General features: G+C 53.1%; 19 protein-coding genes, 1 tRNA gene and 1 other annotated feature (1 of these 21 cut by a window edge). Of the genes, 6 read left to right on the top strand and 14 right to left on the bottom strand.

The features are described 5' to 3' along the window. Positions 1–189 (bottom strand) — a binding site (T-box leader); it reaches 15 nt to the left of the window's first position. 40 nt (positions 190–229) lie between these two features. Beyond that, positions 230–1213 (bottom strand): DNA recombination protein RmuC, encoded by a 984-nt coding sequence (locus LKE88_RS09530; RefSeq protein ID WP_105326666.1) that lies wholly within the window; start codon positions 1211–1213, stop codon positions 230–232. A 160-nt stretch (positions 1214–1373) separates the two neighbouring features. Between LKE88_RS09530 and LKE88_RS09525 the strand changes: the two genes are divergently transcribed. Continuing rightward, complete coding sequence (locus LKE88_RS09525; protein WP_105326665.1) at positions 1374–2063, top strand: TetR/AcrR family transcriptional regulator; 690 nt, start codon at positions 1374–1376, stop codon at positions 2061–2063. Here LKE88_RS09525 and LKE88_RS09520 read toward each other — a convergent pair. From LKE88_RS09520 to LKE88_RS09500, 5 genes are all read right to left on the bottom strand, one after another. Continuing rightward, on the bottom strand, positions 2060–3400 hold the full coding sequence (locus LKE88_RS09520) for an ISL3 family transposase (RefSeq protein ID WP_276803917.1): 1341 nt from the start codon (positions 3398–3400) through the stop codon (positions 2060–2062). The genes LKE88_RS09525 and LKE88_RS09520 overlap by 4 nt on opposite strands. Before the next feature lie 187 nt (positions 3401–3587). Next, positions 3588–5702: a heavy metal translocating P-type ATPase gene (locus tag LKE88_RS09515; protein ID WP_276803453.1), complete on the bottom strand. Its 2115-nt coding sequence runs from the start codon at positions 5700–5702 to the stop codon at positions 3588–3590. A 38-nt stretch (positions 5703–5740) separates the two neighbouring features. Further along, positions 5741–6034 carry a DUF6110 family protein gene (locus tag LKE88_RS09510; protein ID WP_105325543.1) on the bottom strand — a complete coding sequence of 98 codons (294 nt, stop codon included), beginning with the start codon at positions 6032–6034 and terminating at the stop codon, positions 5741–5743. Positions 6035–6550: 516 nt separating this feature from the next. Next, entirely contained in the window at positions 6551–8167 is a 1617-nt protein-coding gene (locus tag LKE88_RS09505) for a gamma-glutamyltransferase family protein (protein WP_105326662.1), read from the bottom strand. A 39-nt stretch (positions 8168–8206) separates the two neighbouring features. Beyond that, complete coding sequence (locus LKE88_RS09500) at positions 8207–9532, bottom strand: ATP-binding protein (RefSeq protein WP_105326661.1); 1326 nt, start codon at positions 9530–9532, stop codon at positions 8207–8209. 260 nt (positions 9533–9792) lie between these two features. Between LKE88_RS09500 and pepT the strand changes: the two genes are divergently transcribed. Next, positions 9793–11058, top strand: a complete 1266-nt coding sequence (gene pepT, locus LKE88_RS09495) for a peptidase T (protein ID WP_105326660.1) — start codon at positions 9793–9795, stop codon at positions 11056–11058. A 126-nt stretch (positions 11059–11184) separates the two neighbouring features. Here pepT and LKE88_RS09490 read toward each other — a convergent pair whose 3' ends face one another. The 7 genes from LKE88_RS09490 to LKE88_RS09460 form a co-directional block, all read right to left on the bottom strand. Then, on the bottom strand, positions 11185–11853 hold the full coding sequence (locus LKE88_RS09490) for an energy-coupling factor transporter transmembrane component T (RefSeq protein ID WP_105326659.1): 669 nt from the start codon (positions 11851–11853) through the stop codon (positions 11185–11187). Beyond that, a complete protein-coding gene (locus tag LKE88_RS09485) occupies positions 11850–12656 on the bottom strand; it encodes an energy-coupling factor ABC transporter ATP-binding protein (RefSeq protein ID WP_105326658.1) in 807 nt (268 codons plus the stop codon). Before LKE88_RS09485 ends, LKE88_RS09490 begins: the two co-directional genes overlap by 4 nt. Continuing rightward, positions 12649–13521 (bottom strand): energy-coupling factor ABC transporter ATP-binding protein, encoded by an 873-nt coding sequence (locus LKE88_RS09480; RefSeq protein WP_199614395.1) that lies wholly within the window; start codon positions 13519–13521, stop codon positions 12649–12651. The genes LKE88_RS09485 and LKE88_RS09480 overlap by 8 nt, the downstream gene beginning before the upstream one ends. Then, positions 13514–14083: a tryptophan transporter gene (locus LKE88_RS09475; RefSeq protein ID WP_105327410.1), complete on the bottom strand. Its 570-nt coding sequence runs from the start codon at positions 14081–14083 to the stop codon at positions 13514–13516. The genes LKE88_RS09480 and LKE88_RS09475 overlap by 8 nt, the downstream gene beginning before the upstream one ends. A gap of 201 nt (positions 14084–14284) precedes the next feature. Beyond that, entirely contained in the window at positions 14285–14728 is a 444-nt protein-coding gene (locus tag LKE88_RS09470) for an Hsp20/alpha crystallin family protein (protein ID WP_105326657.1), read from the bottom strand. 244 nt (positions 14729–14972) lie between these two features. Further along, positions 14973–15239: a TIGR04076 family protein gene (locus LKE88_RS09465; RefSeq protein ID WP_231085714.1), complete on the bottom strand. Its 267-nt coding sequence runs from the start codon at positions 15237–15239 to the stop codon at positions 14973–14975. 11 nt (positions 15240–15250) lie between these two features. Next, entirely contained in the window at positions 15251–16054 is an 804-nt protein-coding gene (locus LKE88_RS09460; protein ID WP_105326655.1) for a C39 family peptidase, read from the bottom strand. A 148-nt stretch (positions 16055–16202) separates the two neighbouring features. Between LKE88_RS09460 and LKE88_RS09455 the strand changes: the two genes are divergently transcribed. Continuing rightward, entirely contained in the window at positions 16203–16544 is a 342-nt protein-coding gene (locus tag LKE88_RS09455; protein WP_105326654.1) for a heat-shock protein Hsp90, read from the top strand. 151 nt (positions 16545–16695) lie between these two features. After that, positions 16696–16771: transfer RNA gene (locus LKE88_RS09450), tRNA-Lys, on the top strand. Between the two features lie 186 nt (positions 16772–16957). Here the strand turns inward: LKE88_RS09450 and LKE88_RS09445 are convergent. Continuing rightward, positions 16958–18034: an IS30 family transposase gene (locus LKE88_RS09445; protein ID WP_231087115.1), complete on the bottom strand. Its 1077-nt coding sequence runs from the start codon at positions 18032–18034 to the stop codon at positions 16958–16960. 199 nt (positions 18035–18233) lie between these two features. Here LKE88_RS09445 and LKE88_RS09440 point away from each other — a divergent pair, with 199 nt between their 5' ends. Then, positions 18234–18935: a hypothetical protein gene (locus LKE88_RS09440; protein ID WP_105326653.1), complete on the top strand. Its 702-nt coding sequence runs from the start codon at positions 18234–18236 to the stop codon at positions 18933–18935. Positions 18936–19094: 159 nt separating this feature from the next. After that, positions 19095–20471 (top strand): class II fumarate hydratase, encoded by a 1377-nt coding sequence (gene fumC, locus LKE88_RS09435; protein WP_105326652.1) that lies wholly within the window; start codon positions 19095–19097, stop codon positions 20469–20471. The last annotated feature ends 103 nt before the right edge of the window (positions 20472–20574 follow it).

The following is a 20574-nucleotide window of genomic DNA, read 5'->3' as shown; positions in this document are numbered from 1 at the left end:
AGATCTCTCACGTGGTGCCACCTTATTTCGCTGCGGTGCAGCCTCATTTCCAGTGTAACGGCTTGGCCGGGTGGGTTGCTGCCCCCACCATCTCCGGAGTGGATTCCACACCATCTTCCGCTGCTTTTCACTGCCAGCAACTCTCTGTAGGAAAAGATCATGTGTACTTGGTTCCTTCATAGACAATTTTCTATATGAATTTAGGTGATACAAGAACTTGATTACAAGTCTAATCACTTTTGTCCGGATTGTCAAGGGCCTGTGTAAATTTTTCTGCCTGTTCTAAATGTTTTTTCAATATCCGGGTCCGATTTCCCACGGTTTCCAGGGCATTTTGGGCTTCTTCCAGCTTTTTCTCCGCCTTCTCCACCGCCAGCTGGAAAGTTCCCAAATCATTGTTGATCTGGGCCACCAGTCGCCAAACCTGGCTGGTCTGTTTTTGCACGGCCAGGGTCCGGAACCCCATTTGAAGGCTGTTGATGAGCGCCGCCAGGGTAGTGGGACCCGCCAGTGTCACCCGGTACTTCCGCTGGAGTTCCCCCACCAGGCCCGGCAGGGATACCGCTTCCGCAAAAAGCCCCTCCAGAGGCAGGTACAGCAGCCCAAAATCCGTGGAATAGGGCGGGGCAATATACTTGTCCCGAATATCCCGGGCCTCGCTTTTTAACCGCAATTCCAGCTGCTTCAGGGCCAGGGTTTCCCCGTCCCCGTCCCCGGCCTCCCGGGCCTCCACCAACCGCTGGTAATCTTCCAGGGGAAATTTGGCGTCAATGGGCAGCCACACCGGCCCTTCACCGGTCCGTCCCGGCAGCCGGATGGCAAATTCCACCCGTTCCTGACTCCGGGGCCGGACGGCCACATTGGTGCCGTACTGGTCCGGGGCCAGCATATCTGCCAACAGGTTCCCCAGCTGCATTTCCCCCCAGATACCCCGGTTCTTTACGTTGGTAAGCACCTTTTTCAGGTCCCCCACCCCCTGGGCCAGGCTCTGCATGGACCCCAGGCCGCGGCTTACCTGCCCCAGCCGGTCGCTGACCACACCCATGGACAGGGTCACCTTCTGGTCCAGGCTGTCCCGGAGCCGGTCCGCATCTTCCCGGGCCTGCTGGCGCAGCACTTCTTCCCGGGCGGCCAGCGCTCCGTATAGTTTCCACAACAGCAGCAGCACCAGTACCAGAACCCCCAGCACGGCGCCCAATAAGATTGTTTCCATTCCGTTCATCCTTTCCTTTTGTTCTGCCCGTCCATTATAACAGAAAAACCCGTGTTCTTCCCACTTCCGGCTGGATTGTCTTCCGCACGGGGAGGGGCTATAATAAGGGATAAAGCGAACCGTCAGCAATTTAGCCAGCACTGGGAAAGGAAGACCCGCCATGATCAAACGCAACCCGGAGCGCACCAAGGCACGCCTGCTTCGCAGCGGCGCTGCCCTGTTTGACGCCAAAGAATACCGGAATGTATCCATCCTCGCCATTGCCCAGGCCGCCGGCTGCAACAGCGCCCTGATTTCCTACTACTTTGGCGGCAAGGCCGCCCTGTACCAGGCCGTTGTCAAAGAAGAATGCCAGGAACTTTCCCGGCTCCAGGAGGAAGTGGAAGCAGCAGGGGGAACGCCCTTGGAGCGGCTCACCCGCTACCTTCAGGAAATTCTCCGCAGCCAGCTGGAACCCCAGAAGCACGTAAATATCCTGTACCGGGAATTGATCAATCCCTCCGGCGTACTGGATAATCAACTATGGGATCATCTCAAAGCCATCAGCAGCTACCTGCAGAGCCTGCTGCACCAGGCCCAGGAGGCCGGCCAAATCCAGCCGCCCCAGGAAGCACGGGATTATGCCTATGCGGCTTTCCTGCTGGAAGCCATTACCGAACTGCTATTCCTGCTGAAGGAGCATACCCTTCCCTTTAATCCGGAAGGAAAATCGCCGGAGCAGCTGCTGGAGGATTTGGTACATTTTGCATTGCGAACAGTAAAAAAAGGCTCTTCACGTTTTATTGTGGGATGGCAGATTTCTGCCATCCTTCTTTTATGTCTAGCAACATCCCACTGTCGCAATCTCTAGACAGTGCCGTTTCGTATAGATGGTAATGCTGAATATCGAATCAGAGTGAAAAAATATTCATCATTTTTGTATCCATACCCTATTCGTTTTGCAACCTTAATCTTGTTATTGAAGCCTTCAAGCTTTCCTGTGGTAATCGGATGGGCTGAGTGAGCAATCAAACCCTCTTTGCGTTTTCGCTTTAAGCGGGCAAACTTTTGCAGCTGCGGTATGTTGCTCTCCTCGGCTCCTTTAAACCATTTTTCCCATTCTACGGCAGCTAAATCGGGGTTTCTAAGCTCGAATAGATCACTTAGTTCCTCTTTCATTGTATGGCAAACTGTCAAATTTTCATGTTTTTTAAGGATTTCCTTGAGATTTTCTGCCTTTTTATCGCTTAGTGTTTCTTCCTTGCAAAGCAGCGTCCAGCGAGCTTGTTTTACTTCCTTGTAAAGCCGATTCTCCTCTTTAATTGAATCCTCTGCTTTTGTTGCCTGCTCTTCAGCAATATTCTCTGTAATCCCAAGCTTTAGGTTATCGGCTTTCTCTTTGTGCTGTCTTGCTTCCTCCAGCCTTACGGCTCCCAGCACATCTCGTCCATACTGGGCTTGCATATGGTAGCGGTCGTATACTATTGCCGCATGAGGCAGATACTTTTCTACCAGGGTGTTGAACGATGCGTTCATGTCCATTGCGACAGCTTCTACTTCAGACAAATACTCCAGGTCTGTCTCTTCAAAAAACTTTGTAAAGGCAGCTATAGAGCGTCCCGCACCAACCCAGAGGATGTCTCCCATATCAAGGTCCATAACACAGGTTGCGTAAGTATGGCCTTTGTGCATTGCAAACTCATCAACGGCAAGATGCTTAGGACGGTAGCCACTTTTGCGAAGTTCCTCGCTTCGCGTTTTGAGAGCCTCGTCCATAATTTCCTTATGGATTTTAGAAACTGTTCCCCAATGGATACCGGTCAAATCGCTGACTGCTTTAATCGTCATTTGATGCATAAGCAAAATCTTGATCCATAAAGCGGCACGAGAAGTGACTCTGGTTCCAGGATACTTAAAGGTTATGTTTTCATTGAAGGTATGCCCGCATTTTTGGCACCGGTAGCGGTGGAATCTCACACGAAGAATCCGTGGCTTTCCGGGTATCCAGGGCATGTCTTTAAGTGTAGTTACAGGGTTGTCATGGACATGGACCTTACCGCCGCAGCAAGGGCATACAACGTCGGCTGTAGGCCGGGTACTATTTACATCTATGATCTCTTCAAAAAGAGAAGCAATACTCGTAGGAATATTTTCCTGTATGTTTTTGCATAAATTTGCTATACTTGAGGTTGAGAGCACGTGGATCATTCCTTTCGTAGTTTTGTCGCTATTACTTAGAATGGAGCATCCCGTGCTCTTTTTCAATACCTTTTTTCAGTTTTTAAATTCTGTCTTAGATTTCGTATCCCCCAATTTTCCGTGATGAGCCTAAAAAAAGGAAGTTCCTAAAGGAACTTCCTTTTTTTCTATATACTTATCAGTTCATTCTTTTAAGTTAGGCTTCCATCAGATCCGTCATGCTGTGCAGACTGATGGCAATGGTGGACCCATTGTGCAGCAAAGCCGTGGTAGCCGGAGGCAGAATGCCTAATACGCCCAAACCAATGAGCCCGGCGTTAAAGGATACCACAAAGTCATAGTTGAAGTTTACCCGGCGCATCAATAGGGTGCTCAGCTGCTTCAGCACCACCAGCTGCTGCAGGTCGTGGGCAGAAATGGTAATGTCCGCAATCTCCCGGGCAATATCCGCTCCTTCGGCAATGGCAACGCCGGCGTCTGCCGCCGACAGGGCCGGGGAATCGTTGATACCGTCCCCTACCATCACCACCGTATGGCCTTGGGCCTTGGCTTCTTCTACAAATCGTGCCTTATCTTCCGGCAGCACTTCGGCGTAGAACTGGTCCACCCCGATTTTGGCCACTACCGCCGCTGCCGTCCGCTCGCTGTCCCCAGTCATCATGACCAGGCGTTTAAAGCCCGCCTGCCGCAGATTCCGCAGCACCTGGGGTGCTTCCGGCCGCAGAGGATCCTGAATGCAGATAATGGCCATCAACTTGCCGTTTAGGGCCATATAGATATGGGAATATTCTTCCGGCCGGCTTTCGTAGATGGCTTCTTCCCCTTCCGGGATAACGCAGTGCTCATCGTCAAAAATAAAGTGGCCGGAACCGATAACAATCCGTTTCCCTTCCACCTGGGAAGCAATCCCGTGGGCCACAATATATTCCACCTTGCTGTGCATTTCCTCGTGGGTCAGGCCCTCTTCCGCAGCCTGGCGCACAATGGCGTTGGCCACCGAATGGGGGAAATGCTCCTCCAGGCAGGCAGCATACCGCAGCACCGTGCTCCGGTCGTACCCGCTGAAGCACAAGACATCGGCCACCTTGGGTTTGGCCAGGGTCAGGGTACCAGTCTTGTCAAAGACAATGGTATCCGCTTCCGCTACCGCTTCCAGGAACTTGCCGCCCTTGACGGTAATCTTATGGGTGCTGCATTCCCGCATGGCGGACAGCACCGAAAGAGGCATGGACAGCTTCAGTGCACAGGAGAAGTCCACCATCAGGATGGACATGGCCCGCATAACGTTCCGGGTCAGCAGGTAGGTCAGGACGGTACCGCCCAAGCACCAGGGCACCAGCTTGTCCGCCAAATGGGCGGCCTTGCTTTCCAGGTTGGATTTGAAGCTTTCGGAAGCCTGGATCATTTCCACGATCCGGTCGTAGCGGGTGGCACCAGCGCCGCCCTTGACCTTCACGGTAATTTCCCCATCTTCCACCACCGTTCCGGCGTACACCGTAAGCCCCGGCTTCTTTTCCACCGGCAGGGATTCCCCGGTCATGGAAGCCTGGTTGACCAAGGCTTCCCCAGCCGTCACTTCCCCATCCAGAGGAATGGTGGAGCCCATCTTTACGCTGACCAGATCCCCGTCCGCAATTTCGGCCAGGGGTACTTCCACTTCCGTACCTTCCACCACTTTCCAGACCGTGTCAATGTGCAGGGACATATTCTCGGCCAGGTCGTGGACGGACTTCCGGTAGGACCATTCTTCCAGCAGTTCCCCAATATGGAGCAGCAGCATAACGCTGCCCGCCGTGGACAGGTCGTTCTGCAGCATGGCTGCCGTAATGGCCGTCGCATCCAGCACCGGCACATCCAGCCGGCCCTGACGCAGGGACCGGAGCCCCAGGCGGATAAAGCCCAAGGTATGGTACCAGGAGCGAATCATCCGAAGCGGCAGGGGCAGGAAGAACTTGCAGGCAAAATGCCGGGTTACCAGCCCAATCAGCCGGTTCCGGTATTGCCGGTTCAGCTGCAGGGAGCCCGCCTTCTCCTTGGTGGCCTTCCGCAGTTCCGGATCGTTCATGTTCAGCCGGGCCAGGGCGGTAATAATCCCCTGGCGGTTATCGCCTGCCAAATCCTGTTCATAAAAGACGGCAATGCCGGCGGCGCTGGAATACAGCTTCACCTTGCGGACGCCGGCAACCCGTTCCAAGCCCCCTAAAATGGCAGCTCCCTGCTCCAGGTCAAAAGAGCGGACTTTCCGCCCCTCCTGGGCCAGGCAGCGCACCCGCAGGCGGCCTGGAACCTCATTTTGAATTTGAAATTTCATGGCTCTCGCTCCCTTGTTTTGACCCTAGGGAACGGGGCTTATTTCGCAGCGTCTTCGATAACCGGCGTTTGGGCAGCTTCAGCAGCTTCTGCAGCAGCTTCTGCTTCTTCAATTTTCTTGTTTTCTTCCTTGGCAGCCGCTACAATGTCATCGGCTTGTGCCTGCAGGCAGGCAGTGCTTTCAGAAGCGCATTTTTGCACCCGCAGGGCAGCGGCCGTGCTCTTGACCAGGGCTTTTTTCATCAGCTTGGATTTTACCAGCTTTTCACCCAAAAGACCCAGTACAGCCCCTCCAGCTACCAATCCCGTTTTTACCCAATCTTCTCTTTCCATATCCATTGCCACCTTTCCGTAAATTGCCCGGAGCATTTGGCCCATTAGGAGAACGTTTCACATGAGTCCGCTGCAGCCGCAATCCTTTGGGGGGCGTCCTAATTCCCGCCCAAAAGCCGCATTGTAATTGCGTCTGCACCACACTCCAGTATCATCCGGGGAGGTTATAGTCCAATTTGACTTTCCTCATTATAGTACGAACTAACTTGATAATGCAACATTTTTAGGCAAAATTCAACGCATTTTCATGCCTATCCGTATGTTCTATTGTTTTATAAAATTTTAAAACGCTGTAACTATGAATATTGCTTATTCTTCTTCCATTTTCTTGCTATTTTTATAAGGACTTTTCTATTGCAGGGGTATTTCCCTGGTTGGCTATAGGTATGGATAAGTTAAAGGAATAGCAGATTTTCTTAACAAGTTTTTATAAACTAACTTCCTGCAGCCTGCGGCCGCAAAAAAAGAAGCGCCCCCGGCCCTAAGGCAGAGAAACGCTTCCTATATTGGGGCGCCTTACCAGGCAGCCACCGTTCCGTCCGTCCGGGGTTCCGTAGCTCCCACCAGGACGCCGTCTTCCCGGCGCCAGATAATCTGGCCCCGTCCGAAGGCGCTTTTTTCACTTTTTACGGTAATTTCATGGCCCCGTTCCCGCAGGCCTGCAATGATTTCCGGGCTTGCCCCGTCTTCAATTTCTACCTTTTTGTCCCGAATCCACTGCCACCGGGGTGCATCCAGGGCAGCCTGGGGATTCAGGTGGAAGTCCAAGGTATTGAGCATCACCTGGAGATGGCCCTGGGGCTGCATAAAACCGCCCATGACCCCAAAGGGCCCCACGGCCTTGCCGTCCTTGGTCAAAAAGCCTGGGATAATGGTATGATAGGGCTTCTTGTTGGGGGCCAGGCAATTGTCCTTGGAAGGATCCAGGGAGAAGTTCAGGCCCCGGTCGTTCAGGGCCAGGCCATAGCCCGGAATCACAATCCCGGAGCCAAACCCCCGGAAATTGCTTTGGATGTAGGAAACCATGTTTCCTTCCCCGTCCGCCGTACACAGGTATACCGTGCCGCCGCTGAAGGGATCCCCGTGCTGGGGCTGCAAAGCCTTTTCCCCAATCAGGGCCCGGCGCGCTGCCGCATAGTCCTCGCTCAGCAGGTCTTCCACCTTAGTCCGCATATAGCGGGGGTCGGCTACGAATTCCTGGGCATCGGAGTAGGCCAGTTTCATGGCTTCGATTTGTTTATGGTAGCTGTCCACGGTTTCCCGTTCCGGCAGGTCAAAGCCCTTCATAATATTGAGGGCCATCAGAGCCGTAATACCGTGGCCATTGGGGGGAATCTCCCACACATTGTAGCCCCGGTAGTTCACCTGGATGGGTTCCACCCACTGGGCTTCATAGCCCGCCAGGTCTTCCTTCCGGAGATAGCCGCCGGTTTCCCGGCTGAAGCGGTCCATGGCTTCTGCCAGCTCGCCCCGGTAAAAGGCTTCGCAATGGCTGTCCGCCAGGATTTTTAAGCTTTTGGCGTGATCCGGCAGGGTAACCAGTTCACCCACTTCCGGCACCCGGCCGCCCTTGTAGAAGGTCTGGAACCAGCCCTGAAAAGCAGGGTCGTCCTTAAAGGGCAGGAAAACCTGCTCCCCTTCCTTCCACAGCTGCCCAATAATCGGGGACAGGGGATAGCCCTGGGAAGCGTACTCTATAGCCGGTTCAAACAATTTGGCAAAAGGCAGACGGCCAAAGCGCTTGTGCAGTACGGACCAGGCGGACGGTGCTCCCGGCACCGTAACCGGAATCCAACCCCGGATGGGCATTTTTTCCGTAATGCCCAGCTTGGCCAATTTTTCCCGGTTCAAGGAAGCCGGTGCGTGACCGCTGCCGTTCAACCCATACATCTTATCCTTCATCCACACAATGGCAAAGGCATCACTGCCCAGGCCATTGCTGGTAGGCTCCACCACGGTCAGGCAGATAGCCGTGGCAATGGCCGCATCCACAGCATTGCCCCCCGCCTGGAGCATACGCAGGCCTGCTTGGGCAGCCAGCGGCTGACCGGTGCAGACCATACCATGCCGGGCAAAAATCACCCGCCGGCGGGAAGGATACGGATACGCAGATAGATTAAATTCCAAACCCATAGTTTCACCCCTTCTTCTAGAGGGCAGCTTCCGCCGTCCTTAATACTGGCTCAGCAAAAAGCCCATATACATGGGCAGTTCCAAAATACCGCTCCGGGTTTGCCGGTTTACATTGCCCAACCCCAGCTGGATGGCCTGTTCCACATGGTAGGTTTCCGGCTGCTGGAGAATGGTTTTCAAGCTCTTGGTATTGCCCGTGGACGGCGTTGCTTTCACCAGGGTACTCTGGGACTGGCAGCGGATGACAAAGTCCACTTCCAACCCGGAGTTCTTGTGGTAGTAGTACAGTTTCCGGCCGCTTTTGGCCAAAAGGTCCGCCGCCAGGCTTTCGTAAATGGCCCCTTGGCAGCCGTTCAGATTACCTTCCAGAAGGGCGGCTCGTTCTTCCCCTTCCAGCATGGCAGCAAACAACCCCACATCTTTCAGGTACACTTTGAAAATGGAGTCAATGGCATGGCGTTCCAGGGGCAGGCCCGGTTCCGTCAGGTTATAGCAGCGGGTTACCAGACCGGCTTCTTCCAGCCACTGGAGGGTTCCCTCAAACTGGGAAGCCTTGGACCCCCGCTTCAGCTGGGCGTACTGGTACTTCTTGTTTTCCTTGCTCAGCTGCTGGGGGACCACTTCCAGGCATTCCCGCAGCTTGGCCTGGGCCCGTTTGTTCACCTTCACAAACAGGTTTTCTTCATAATCCTGGAGAATTTCCCGCTGGAGCTGGTACACCCGGTTCAGATCCTTGTGTTCCACATAGTCGGCTACCACCCCGGGCATACCGCCTACCAGCACGTACAGCTTCAGCAATTCGTTAAGCCGCAGATGCAGGGCTTCCGGCACCTGGGTTTCTTCTGCCAGGCTTTTGCGCAGCAGGTCCAGCACCGGGGACGTAATGCCGTTCACCCAGAGAAATTCCTCAAAGTCCAGGGGAACCATGTTGACCACCGTTTCGTAGCCCACGGGAATCATGGCAGAACCATTGCCGTAACCCTTGACCCCCAAAAGGGAGCCTGCGGCAATCACATCGTACCGGCCGTCCAGCTTAAAGGCCTTCAGGGCCGCATGGGCCTTAGGGCATTCCTGGATTTCATCTAACAGCAGCACCGTCTTATGGGGTTCGAACACCGTATCCGGACCGGCCAGAGCCGTAATCAGCATTACCAGGTAATTCACATCCTGGGAGTCTTCAAAAATTGCCGCATAATCCGGCTTATCCTGGAAATTCAAATAAACCACATGGTCGTATTCCTTTTTGGCGAATTCCTTCATGGCCGTGGTTTTGCCGCAATGGCGGCAGCCCTTGATCACCAAGGGGTTGTGATTGGGTACCTGCTTCCAGGTCTGCAGAAACTTTTCGATTTTCCGTTGCAGCATTTTTTGCCTCTCTTTTCTCTCTTCCGGGACGTCCCTTCGGTAAAAAGGGAACACTCCGTCCGTAAAATGGGTACCCTAACACTTTACAGGATTTTCGTATTTTTTTCAATGGACTTTTAGAAAAAAATTCCCCTTATTCAAAACGCTTTTTCCATTCTGCTTAACCCTTACAAAAAGAAACATTTTTCCAGTAAAATACCGGGGCAACAGGGCTTTTGTGTTATAATACTAAGAAGAATGATTCCAAAGGAGGTTTTGTTATGACTCAAATTTCTGACGAATTACTGGAACGTTTCCTGCGTTATGTAAATATTCCCTCCCAAAGCCGGGCCGGCGGCGGGGTTCCCAGTTCTCCCACCCAATGGCACATTGCCAAGCAGCTGGAGGTGGAACTGGAACTGATGGATCTGGAAGATCTGCGGCTCAGCGAACAATGCGTACTCACCGGCTATCTGCCGGCCAACCTGCCCAAGGACTTTACGGGTACCGTACCGGCCATCGGTTTCTGCGCCCACCTGGATACGGCGGACGTAAACCTGAGCCCCATTGTCCATCCCCAGGTGGTGAAAGCCTATCCTGGCGGAGATGTGAACCTGAACCCGGAAAAACATATTGTCATGAAGGCAGCGGAACATCCGGAACTGGCGGACTATATCGGCCAGGACATTGTCTTTACCGACGGCACCAGCGTACTGGGCGCCGATGACAAGGCAGCCATTGCCAACATCATGACCATGCTCCATACCCTGTACACCCATCCGGAAATTTACCATGGGGACATCTACGTGGCCTTTGTCCCCGACGAAGAAGTGGGGCTCAAAGGGTCCAAAGCCATGGATTACAGCCGGTTCCCGGTGGCCTTTGCCTACACCATCGACAGCAGCGCCGTAGGCGAAGTGGTCTATGAAACCTTTAACGCCGGCACCGCTCTGGTAAACATCCAGGGCATCAGCGCCCACCCCATGAATGCCAAGGGCCGGCTGGTGAACCCCACCCTGTTGGCCGTAGACTTTGTGAACCTGTTTGACCGGAAAGAAACCCCAGAATGCACCGAAGGCAGAGAAGGCTACATCTGGGTAAAATCCATCCAGTCCAACGCTTCCCGGGCGGAGGTGCTGCTCAACATCCGGGACCACGACAAGGCCAAATACGAAGCCAAGAAACAGCAGATCCGGGACGCCGTGGAACAGTTAAAGAAAATGGAACCCCGAACCCATGTATCCCTGTCCCTGGAAGACGTATACGGCAACATCAAAGATGCCCTGACCGACGACAATAAACAGGCCATTGACTTTATTTACCAAGCCATGGAAGACCTGGGCATCACCCCCAAGACCATCGCCATGAGAGGCGGTACAGACGGAGCCTATATTTCCACCAAAGGCATCTTTACCCCCAACTATTTTACCGGCGGTCTGAACTTCCATTCCAAATACGAATTCCTGCCCGTACCCAGCCTGGAAAAGTCCTATGAAGTGACCATGAAAATCATCCAGCTGGTATACGAAAAAGCCCTTCACGCCTAAACAAAAACAAAAAACACAGGCTTCCCCGCAAAAGGAAGCCTGTGTTTTTTTATAGCCGCGCTTGCCGGACCGCCGGCACCTGCAAAAACTGCCAAGCTTCAGCATTTTCTGAGGCTTGGCAGCAGCTTACAGGTATTTTACCCACCAAGGGTAGGAGCTTAGGGCAATAACCCCCAAAAGCACCAGATAATCCCAAATTTTTAATTTCATGGGCCGCCGGTTCTTATAAGTATTGGGCCCAAAGCCCTTTAATTCCATGGATAATGCCAAGGTATCGGACTTGGCCACTGCCCGCATCACTAACGGTTTTACCACCGCCAGGTAGGCGTAAAGGCGCTTAAAGGCGTTGCCCCGATTGGAATAGCCCCGGCAGGACTGGGCATCCAGGGTAATGGCCGAGTCGGACAGAAAATCCGGCACAAAGCGCAGGGCCGTGGTCAGCATAAAGGCGTATTCATAGGGCATATGGAACTTTTCCACCAGTGCCTGGGCAATGTCCTGGATCCGGGTGGAGGCCAACAGGCACAGGAAGGCCGTGGTCATCACAAACATCCGCAGGCCCCCGGTAAGGGCTATATCCAGCGGTGACCCAAACAGCAGCTGGAGTACCACCATAATGCCGGTAAACACCGTCAGGGTGCCAATAGCGGCCATGGTCATCCGGTCCCGCTTGATGTACAGCAGGATGACCAGTTCCAGGGCCAGAAGGGTAGCAACAGCAGGAATCGGCAGCAGGAAAACCCAGGCCGTAATGGCCACTACCAGAATGAGCCGGGTAAAGGCGGTGATTTTCATGCCTCTCCCCCCTTCCGTTCTACCAGGGTGCACAATTCTTCCGGCGAGCCGGCCCGCACCTTAAACAGGGCGCCCAGCCGGGCCAGTACCGGCTGCTTCAGGCCCCATTCCTCAATGGGCCGCTCCCCGTCAAACAGGTCCCGGGTACTGCCATCGTAGACCAACTGCCCGTCGTGGAGTACCAGGGAATGGGTGGTATACTGCCGGGCAATTTCCATGTCGTGGGTAATCAAAATCAAGGTCAAATGTTTTTCTTCCTGGAGCCGGGACAGGTACTGCATCATATGGTGCTTTTCCTGTTCGTCCTGGCCGTTGGTGATTTCGTCCAAAATCAGCGTCCGAGGCTGAAGGGCCAAGGCCGCAGCCACCCCCAGCCGGCGTTTTTGGCCAAAGGACAGGGACCGGGGATACTTTTGCAGGTAGGGAGTAAGTCCCATGGCCTCCACCGCTTCCCGGACCTGTTCATCCAGGGCTTTTTTGGGCATTTTCCGGTTTTCCAGCCCGTAGGCCACTTCCTCGTACACCGTATCCCCCAAAAGCTGGAGATCCGGGTTCTGGAACACATAGCCCACCTTATTGGCCAGATCCGCCGGCTCGTAGCCGGCAATATCCACCTGGTCCACCTGAATGGTTCCGCTCCGGGGATGGTCCAGGGCCATGAACAGCCGGCTCAGGGTGGTTTTCCCACTGCCGTTGTGACCCAAAAGGGCCACCGCTTCCCCGTCTTCAATGGTGCAGGTAATGTCCTGAAGCACCGGGATGCCCCGGCGGTAGGCAAAGTTTACAGCACTTGCTTCAATCATGGGTCAGCGTCCCCCTTCTTTGGAATTTTTGCGTCAATTCTTCTTCGGCTTCCAGCTCATTGCGCCAGTCGCCCAGTTTGATCTGGAACCGTTTTTCCAGGCCCAGCTTCACCTGCCACAGTTCCGGCAGGTTTTCCCGCAGGTCTTCCCGCTCGTAGACGGCCTGGGCAGCTTCCTCAAAGCGGCCTTGGACCACCGCTTCCCCGCCGCTGATTAACACCAGATCCGTCAGATAGGGGAGCAGGTAGTTCAGGTCATGTTCCACCACCACTACGGTCATCTGCTGCTGCCGGTAGATTTTGTGCACCAGGGCATACAGGGACCGGGCTCCGTCCGGATCCAGGGCCGAAACCGGTTCGTCCAAAATCAGGATTTCCGGCTGACAGGCCAGTACAGACGCCAGCAGCAGCCGCTGCCGCTGGCCCCCGGACAATTCGTCCAGCTGGTAATTTTCCCGGCCAGGAAGGCCTACCTCTGCCAGGGCCTGGGACACCCGGGCATCCACTTCATCTGGAGAAAAACCATGGTTCAAAAGGCCAAAGGCAATTTCTTCTCCCGCCGTCAGGGACACCATCTGGCTTTCATAGTCGTCCAGCATAATTCCCACCCGCATGGCCAGTTCAGAAATTTTCTTGCCCTGGATATTTTCTCCCAAAACTTCTACCGAGCCGTGGTACCTTCCGCCATAATAATGGGGGACAATTCCCGTCATGGCCTTGCACAGGGTGGTTTTTCCAGCGCCGCTGGGACCGGCGATGGCCGTAAAGGAGCCTTCCTTGATGGTCAGGTTGATATCCTTCAGCACCAGGTCGCTGTTCAGGTATTCAAAATAAAAATCGGAAATCCGAATTGCCGCTTCACTCATGTTGTCCACCCTCCGTTGCAAAGAAAATCTTCCGGACCGGGCCGTACAGGGCCTGGGTTACCAGGGCGTTCACCAGGGCAATCACAGCTACCAGAGGCAGCATGGCCCGGATCCACACAACCAAAGGCAAACCCAGAACCAATTTCAGAATATGGGTAAATACTGACCCGCTGACAAAGGTGGCCAAAAAGCCCACAATAAAGGGTTTTACCCGCAGGTTTTCCAAATGGGTCAGGGCAAAGGCCTTTACCAGAATGCAGGCAGTAGCTGCGCCGCACAGTTCACTGGCCAGGTTGCCCAGGGGAAACGCGGATTTAGAGGAGGGAATCAGGGTCAAGCCGGCCACAAAGCCTATTCCCAGGGCCCGGCTCAGGCTGGGACGGGTCAGGCAAATGGTAATGGAATACATGGCAATGGTCCAGTTGGGGGTTACGCCTCCTACGTTGGGGCTGATGGTGTGCAGAATAACGCCGATTGCCAGCAAAAGAGCGGTGACTGCCACCCAGCGATGGGTGTCCCGAGCTGCTTCGACAGTAATTAACTCCGGAATTTGTTTTTCCATTGACCGTTGCTCCTTTTTTCGCAATTTTTTCAAAAACTATTGTAAATTATAGTTTACGTGGGATAGAAGGTGTTGTCAAGGGTGTTTCCTCCAGAAAACATTGTCTCCTTTGCAGGTGCACACATAAAGAAATCCCGGAGCCATACTTGCGTATGACTCCGGGATTCTCTCCGGAACCCTCCCTGAGGGTTCCCTTCCTCGTTATCCTTCGATAGCGATATATTTCTTGGTTTCTTCTTTCTGAGGTTCTTTCTTAGGAATGCTCAATTGCAGGATGCCGTTTTCGTATTTGGCTTTCACATCGGCCTCGGTGATATTTTCCCCTACATAAACCGTACGGGCACATTCACCATAGGAACGTTCACGGCGGATATATTGCCCTTTCTTATCCTTCTCATCCTTGTCCAAACCCTTGGAAGCCCGGATGGTCAGATAGCCATTTTCCAACTGCGCCTTGATTTCCTCTTTCTTGAAGCCCGGCAGATCGATATCCAGTTCGTAGTGGTCACCCACGTCCCGAATGTCCATCTTCATCATGTTTCTGCCATGTTTCCCGTACAAAGGATTCCGGCTGCTGAACATATCATCAAAATCATCCATCAAATCTTCAAAACCATTTTCATCGAATACACTAGGCAGTAACATAAGCCATTCCTCCGTTCATCTTGGCCATGAAGGTCAGCTTTTGGAACTACCGAAAGGCTATTGCAACGGTTCTTTTTGGGAACCCTTTCCTTGGTCTCTCCTTCGTTCTGGTTATAATATACCACTTGTTGTTAGCACTGTCAATAGTTGAGTGCTAATTAGTCAAAGTTTTTTACTATTTTTTCTTATTCACCGCAAAACGGCCCTTCCCACCTGGGGGAAAGGCCGTCCGTTTTTTTCTGGGTTAATTTGTTTTTTCTACAGTGATTTCAAAAATATTGATTACGTCCGCATCCGGGCAGGCTACCCGCAGGGTATTGCCCTTCATGCCGGGGATGATGCCCCCGTAGCGGAGAATGTCGATATAGGGAAACAGCACGTGCTGGGCCATGGGGCAAAGCTGTCCCCGCTGGGTATCCCAGTCAAAGGTACAGCCGGCTGTATGGCCGTGGTGGCAGCCCCTGGGGCCCTTTTTGTCCACCACCCGAATGGTAATCTTGGGTCTTGTCATCAGCCGCCTCCTTACTGCCCGTCCGGGTACGCTACCAAAAACAGGTTGTGATTGCCCCCTTCGCTTTCCGGGAAGGAACCAAACATATCAAACAGGGCAAAGAACCGGGCCGCCGGATAAATCCCGTAGCCGTCCTGGTTATGGTCCGTGGTATCGTAAGGGTCCGCCATGATGACTACATCATCCTGGGGATTTTCCGTACCCATATCATCATAGCCGATGATATCCTGCCAATGGCCGCCCCAGTCGATCCAGCATACCATAATGGGACGCCCCTGCTGGAGGAAGCGTTTGATATCTTCCGGGCCAAAGGTCTTGCCTTTCCGGGCATAGTCCGTGGAACTGATGGTCTTAAAGCCCCCCACCTTTTGGAAAATGTCTTCCATTTGGGCCAGGGTGGTGCCGGGATACCCCTCCGGGAAGCCGTTTACCTTCAGGTCCTTGCAGGAATGGCGCAGGTCCGCCAGCTTTTGCTCCGACCAACCGTCCCGCTTGCCGTACCAGTTGAGCACCATCAGGGCCGCGGCCGGTCCACAGGACCATTCACTGGACTGCTGGAGGGTCTGGAAATGGGGCAGCAGGAGGAGGGAGCCTTTGCCCTTCATATGGTAAAAATCCGGGTGGGCAAAATAGGGATCCGGCTGGTGGTCCAACTGCCGGTCAATGGAGGCAGCCCCCTCATTGACGGTTATTTTGGCCGCTCCCGGGATTTTCATATCATTGGTATAATCTGCTGCCTGGACGGGAAAATGCAGTCCCAAGCTCAAGCACAGGGCCAGCAGCCCCAAGGAAAACAGTTTTTTGGTCTTTTGCATATTACATCCTTTCTGCAGGAAAGTCCTGCCATCTCCAAGAAACTTACTATGGAATTTATTATAAAGGATTTTCCCAAAAAAACCTAGCGCTCCCCCTAAATTGGGTGTATAATGTAATAAAAGTTATTACAATAGAGGATGGATCATCATGGATAAACACGAGGAAATTGTTGCTGAAGTGAAAAATCTGGTTGCTGCGCCCAGCGTTTACGGCGGCTTAAAAGAACTGGCCCAGAAATGGCTGGATGCAGAAGGCACTGCTGCCCAAGCCAATCTGACCGCTCTGCTCCATGCGGCCCTGAAGGAAGATGTCAACACCATCGATGCGGTCATTCCTTTCTTTGCTTCCGAAGCAGCCAAAAAAGCGTTCGGCGCTGACCAAGCTGCCCAAATGCTGGCCAAGGCCCAGGAAGTCAAGGCAAGCGGCGGCAAATACTGCTTCTGCCCGGCCTGCACCGCCGGAGCCAAACTGCTGGAATTGTTGGCCTAAGGGCTCACCAGGGAAGGTAATTCCTTCCCTGGCTTTTTTCTGTCCAAACCAAGGATAGGACCACTGAGCAGCGGCACAAACATTAATTTCACGAAAATAGCCCTTGACAATATTCCTCAAAATCCGCTATAATTATAAAGCTGTTTCTTATGATTCACTAGCTCAGTTGGTAGAGCACCTGACTTTTAATCAGGGTGTCCCGGGTTCAAGTCCCGGGTGGATCACCAAAATCCCAAGGAGTAGGCCAAAAGCCTGCTCCTTTTTTTTTCCCCAAGCCTGACCCGGGACAAAACGAGCCTCCCGATAGTTCCTGCGTCCCAATTTTTCGCCAAAAAGGTTCAGAAAAATTCATTACTTCATGATATAATAAATAAAATATAGGTAAATTGCAAGTTGAATTTGAACAACTATAATCAAGAAACACACTCAATAGCATAAACTTCATCGAGGAATGCATCAAATAGCTCTGACGGCGTATGGTAGCCCAAAACACGACGTGGGCGCTGGTTCAGCCTATCTGCCATGTTCAGGATATCCTCATCAGAGAACCGCTCTATGGACATGCCCTTTGGGATGAAATCCCTCAGCAAGCCATTGTGGCGTTCGTTTTGAGCCCGCTCCCACGAGCTGTACGAATGTGTAAAGTACATCTTGGTGCCGAGACTCTCGAACTGTGACAAGTTCTCAAACTCAGGACCGTTATCGGCCGTCATCGTCTTAAAAATCTGGCTGAAGCGCTCTGCGCCATATAGCTCCTGCAACTGTGCAAGAGCGGATTCAACGCCGGCACAGGTACGTCCAGGAATGCGGATGGCGATGTAGTTGCGCGTAACCTTTTCAACAGCAGTGAAGACTACTGCCTCACGGCCTGCACGCTGACCAACGACCGTGTCCACTTCCCAGTGGCCAATTTCGGTACCTTCATTGACGACGGCAGGACGTTCCTCAATGGAGCGACCCTTCATACGCTTGTTCTTACGTACCCATTTCCGCCGGTGTTTATGCTTTAAGGCTCGCGGGACTTCGAAGAGCGACAGCGGAAGCTTATTAGCCCAAAGCATGTTGTAGAGCGTCTTGGTACAGGGAATCTGTTCCGGCGTAAATAGCTTGTTCCGCCTAGCATAGCCAACGCAGGCATCCAGTGACCAACGTTCCTGGCGGACTTGTTCTACCATCCATTGGATGAACGATTCGCAGTCGTCATGATCGATTTTGCAAGTCTTCCTGGAGTTCTTGCGATTCTTTGCGTATGCCTTCTGACCGCGCTTTGCCATATACTGTGGGGCACGACCGTGCTTGCTTTTTCGTTCCGGCGTTCCACGCCGAAGCTCATAGAAAACAGTCGTATGAGCACATCCTACTGCAGCAGCAATGTTGCGAAGGGAAAGCCCTTGACGATGCAGAGCTTGAATCATGCCACGTTCTTCCAAAGAAAGATGGCGGCCGGGTATACGTACGTCCTCAATTGTGTTAGAATGGATGTGATCCATAGTGATTGCTCCTTTGTTGATGATTTCTCGCAAAACCATTTTAACATGAAGCTTCACTATGGATTTTTGTTTTTTGATTAACTGTTCAAATTCATTTTACAACTAACCTAAATAAAATATACTTTTCGGTTCATCCATCCCACGAGAGAGAAAGGAGGCAGCAGGCCAGCCTGTTTCCCTGGCTGGTCCGCTCGAATTCATGAAGAAAAAACTTTTGGTTCCTCTTTTGGCAGCCGCGTTAACCCTGGTATCCCTTCCTGCTTACGCGGATTTTGCCAAATGGGCTGATCCCACCCATTCCTTTAAAAAGGATCAAACGATCTACACCGCCGTAGTCAATACCGATGCCCTTTCTAAGCAAATGGCTTCCAACGCCCATTCCTTCCAGGTCATTTTTAACCAAAAGGCTGCCGCCATCAAAAACCCGAAAATCATCACGGCACCGCTGCCAGGAACCCTGGCAATCCTGCCCGGCAGTGAGGCCAGCGCCCCCCAGGAAGAAACGGTAAAGGACAGCACCGCCGTCCACATTCCCCAAGCTGCCGTTGACGCCGGGGCCGACCTTTATGTAGTTCCCAAGGTCACCCGCTGCCAAAAACAGGTCAGTGTGGTACCGGCCCATACGGAATGGCAGGAAAAAGAAATCCACGAAACCGTTCATGACAGCAAGGGCTATCGGGATGTGGTCCACCGGATTCCCATTCCGGTAAAGGTTCCCGAAAAGCAGTACGTTACCATGTACCTGACCGTCCGCTTCGATGTGTACAGCATGAAGACAGGGGCCCTGGTATACACCAGTGAGGACGCCCGGGACAGACAGGAAGACAGCGATTTTAACGGTATGTACACCCGCATTGTGGACCGTTTCTTCAGCACGTTCAAAAGCCAGCTGGGCAAATAAACAAGCAGTGAAAAAGACGGCTTCGGCCGTCTTTTTTTAGGGCCCAACGCGCCGCTTTTCCTCAGGGACAATCCCCAGGGCCAAAAACAGGTTTCTTCGTTTGACAATCCCTTCATCCTATGAAATAATGCAGTATCATATAAGAAATGAGGGAGCAATATGGGTAGTAATGAAAAGTGGCGTCTGGAACGGGATTCCATGGGTGAAATCAAGGTTCCAGCCGATAAATATTGGGGTGCCCAAACCGAACGGAGTCTGGAAAACTTCCGGATTGGCACCGAAAAGATTCCGGCAGAAGTGATTGCAGCTTTTGCCTACCTGAAAAAATCAGCCGCCCAGGCTAACCAGGCTCTGGGTCACCTGGATGCCAAACGGTGCCAGGTAATCGGCCAGGCCTGCGACGAAATCCTGGCCGGCAAACTGGCAGGGAACTTCCCCTTGGCCGTCTGGCAGACCGGCAGCGGCACCCAAAGCAACATGAACCTGAACGAAGTCATCGCCCACCGGGGCAATGAACTGGCTGGGGAAGCTCTGCTCCACCCCAACGACCACGTGAATATGTCCCAAAGCTCCAACGATACCTTCCCCACGGCCATGCACATTGCTGCCGTGCTAAAGCTCCAGGACCACCTGCTGCCGGCCCTGGACCAACTGGCGGCTGCCTTTGCCCAGCTGGAAAAGGACAATCAGGGCATCGTCACCACCGGCCGGACCCACTTGCAGGATGCGGTGCCCATCGCCTTCTCCCAGGAAATTTCCGGCTGGCGCACCATGCTGGAACGCAACAAGGCAGAAATCCAAAATGCCCTGCCGGGCCTATTGGAACTGGCCCTGGGCGGTACTGCCGTAGGCACCGGGCTCAACGCCCCGGAAGGCTTTGACACCAAAGCGGCTGCCTATATTGCGGAAAACACCGGCCATCCTTTTGTAACGGCCCCCAACAAATTCCACGCCCTGACCAGCCTGGACGATATGGTTTACGCCCACGGTGCCCTGAAGGCCCTGGCCGCCAACCTGATGAAGATTGCCAACGATGTACGCTGGCTGGCTTCCGGTCCCCGAGATGGTCTGGGAGAAATCACCATTCCCGCCAACGAACCTGGCTCCTCCATTATGCCCGGCAAGGTGAACCCCACCCAATGCGAAGCTGTCACCATGGTAGCTGTCCAGGTCATGGGCAATGATGCCGCTATTGGCTTTGCCGCTTCCCAGGGGAACTTCCAGCTGAACGTATTCCTGCCGGTCACCATCTACAACTTCCTCCAGTCCGTCCAGCTGCTGACCGACGTGATGGTTTCCTTCCGGAAAAACTGCGTCATCGGCATCAAGGCCAACCGGGAAAAGATGGCCTACAACCTGCACCATTCCCTGATGCTGGTTACCGCCCTAAGCCCCTACATCGGCTACGACCGCTGCGCCGTCGTGGCCAAGCAGGCCTTCAAGGACAATATTTCCCTGAAGGAAGCGGTCCTGAAACTGGGCTATATGAAAGAAGAAGAATTTGATAAGGTTTTCCATCCGGAAGAAATGGTATAAAAAGGGATAGTAAACCTAAAAGCTCCTTTTCTTTTTTGGTTTTAACTTTCTTCCCTAACAAAAATACGCTGTGCCCACAGGCACAGCGTATTTTTTATAACTT

It is taken from the genome of Acidaminococcus hominis (assembly GCF_022484025.1).
GTDB classification, from domain to species: Bacteria; Bacillota; Negativicutes; order Acidaminococcales; family Acidaminococcaceae; genus Acidaminococcus; species Acidaminococcus hominis.
Note: the sequence above shows the minus strand (reverse complement) of the source record. Positions and strands in the feature narration are given on the sequence as shown.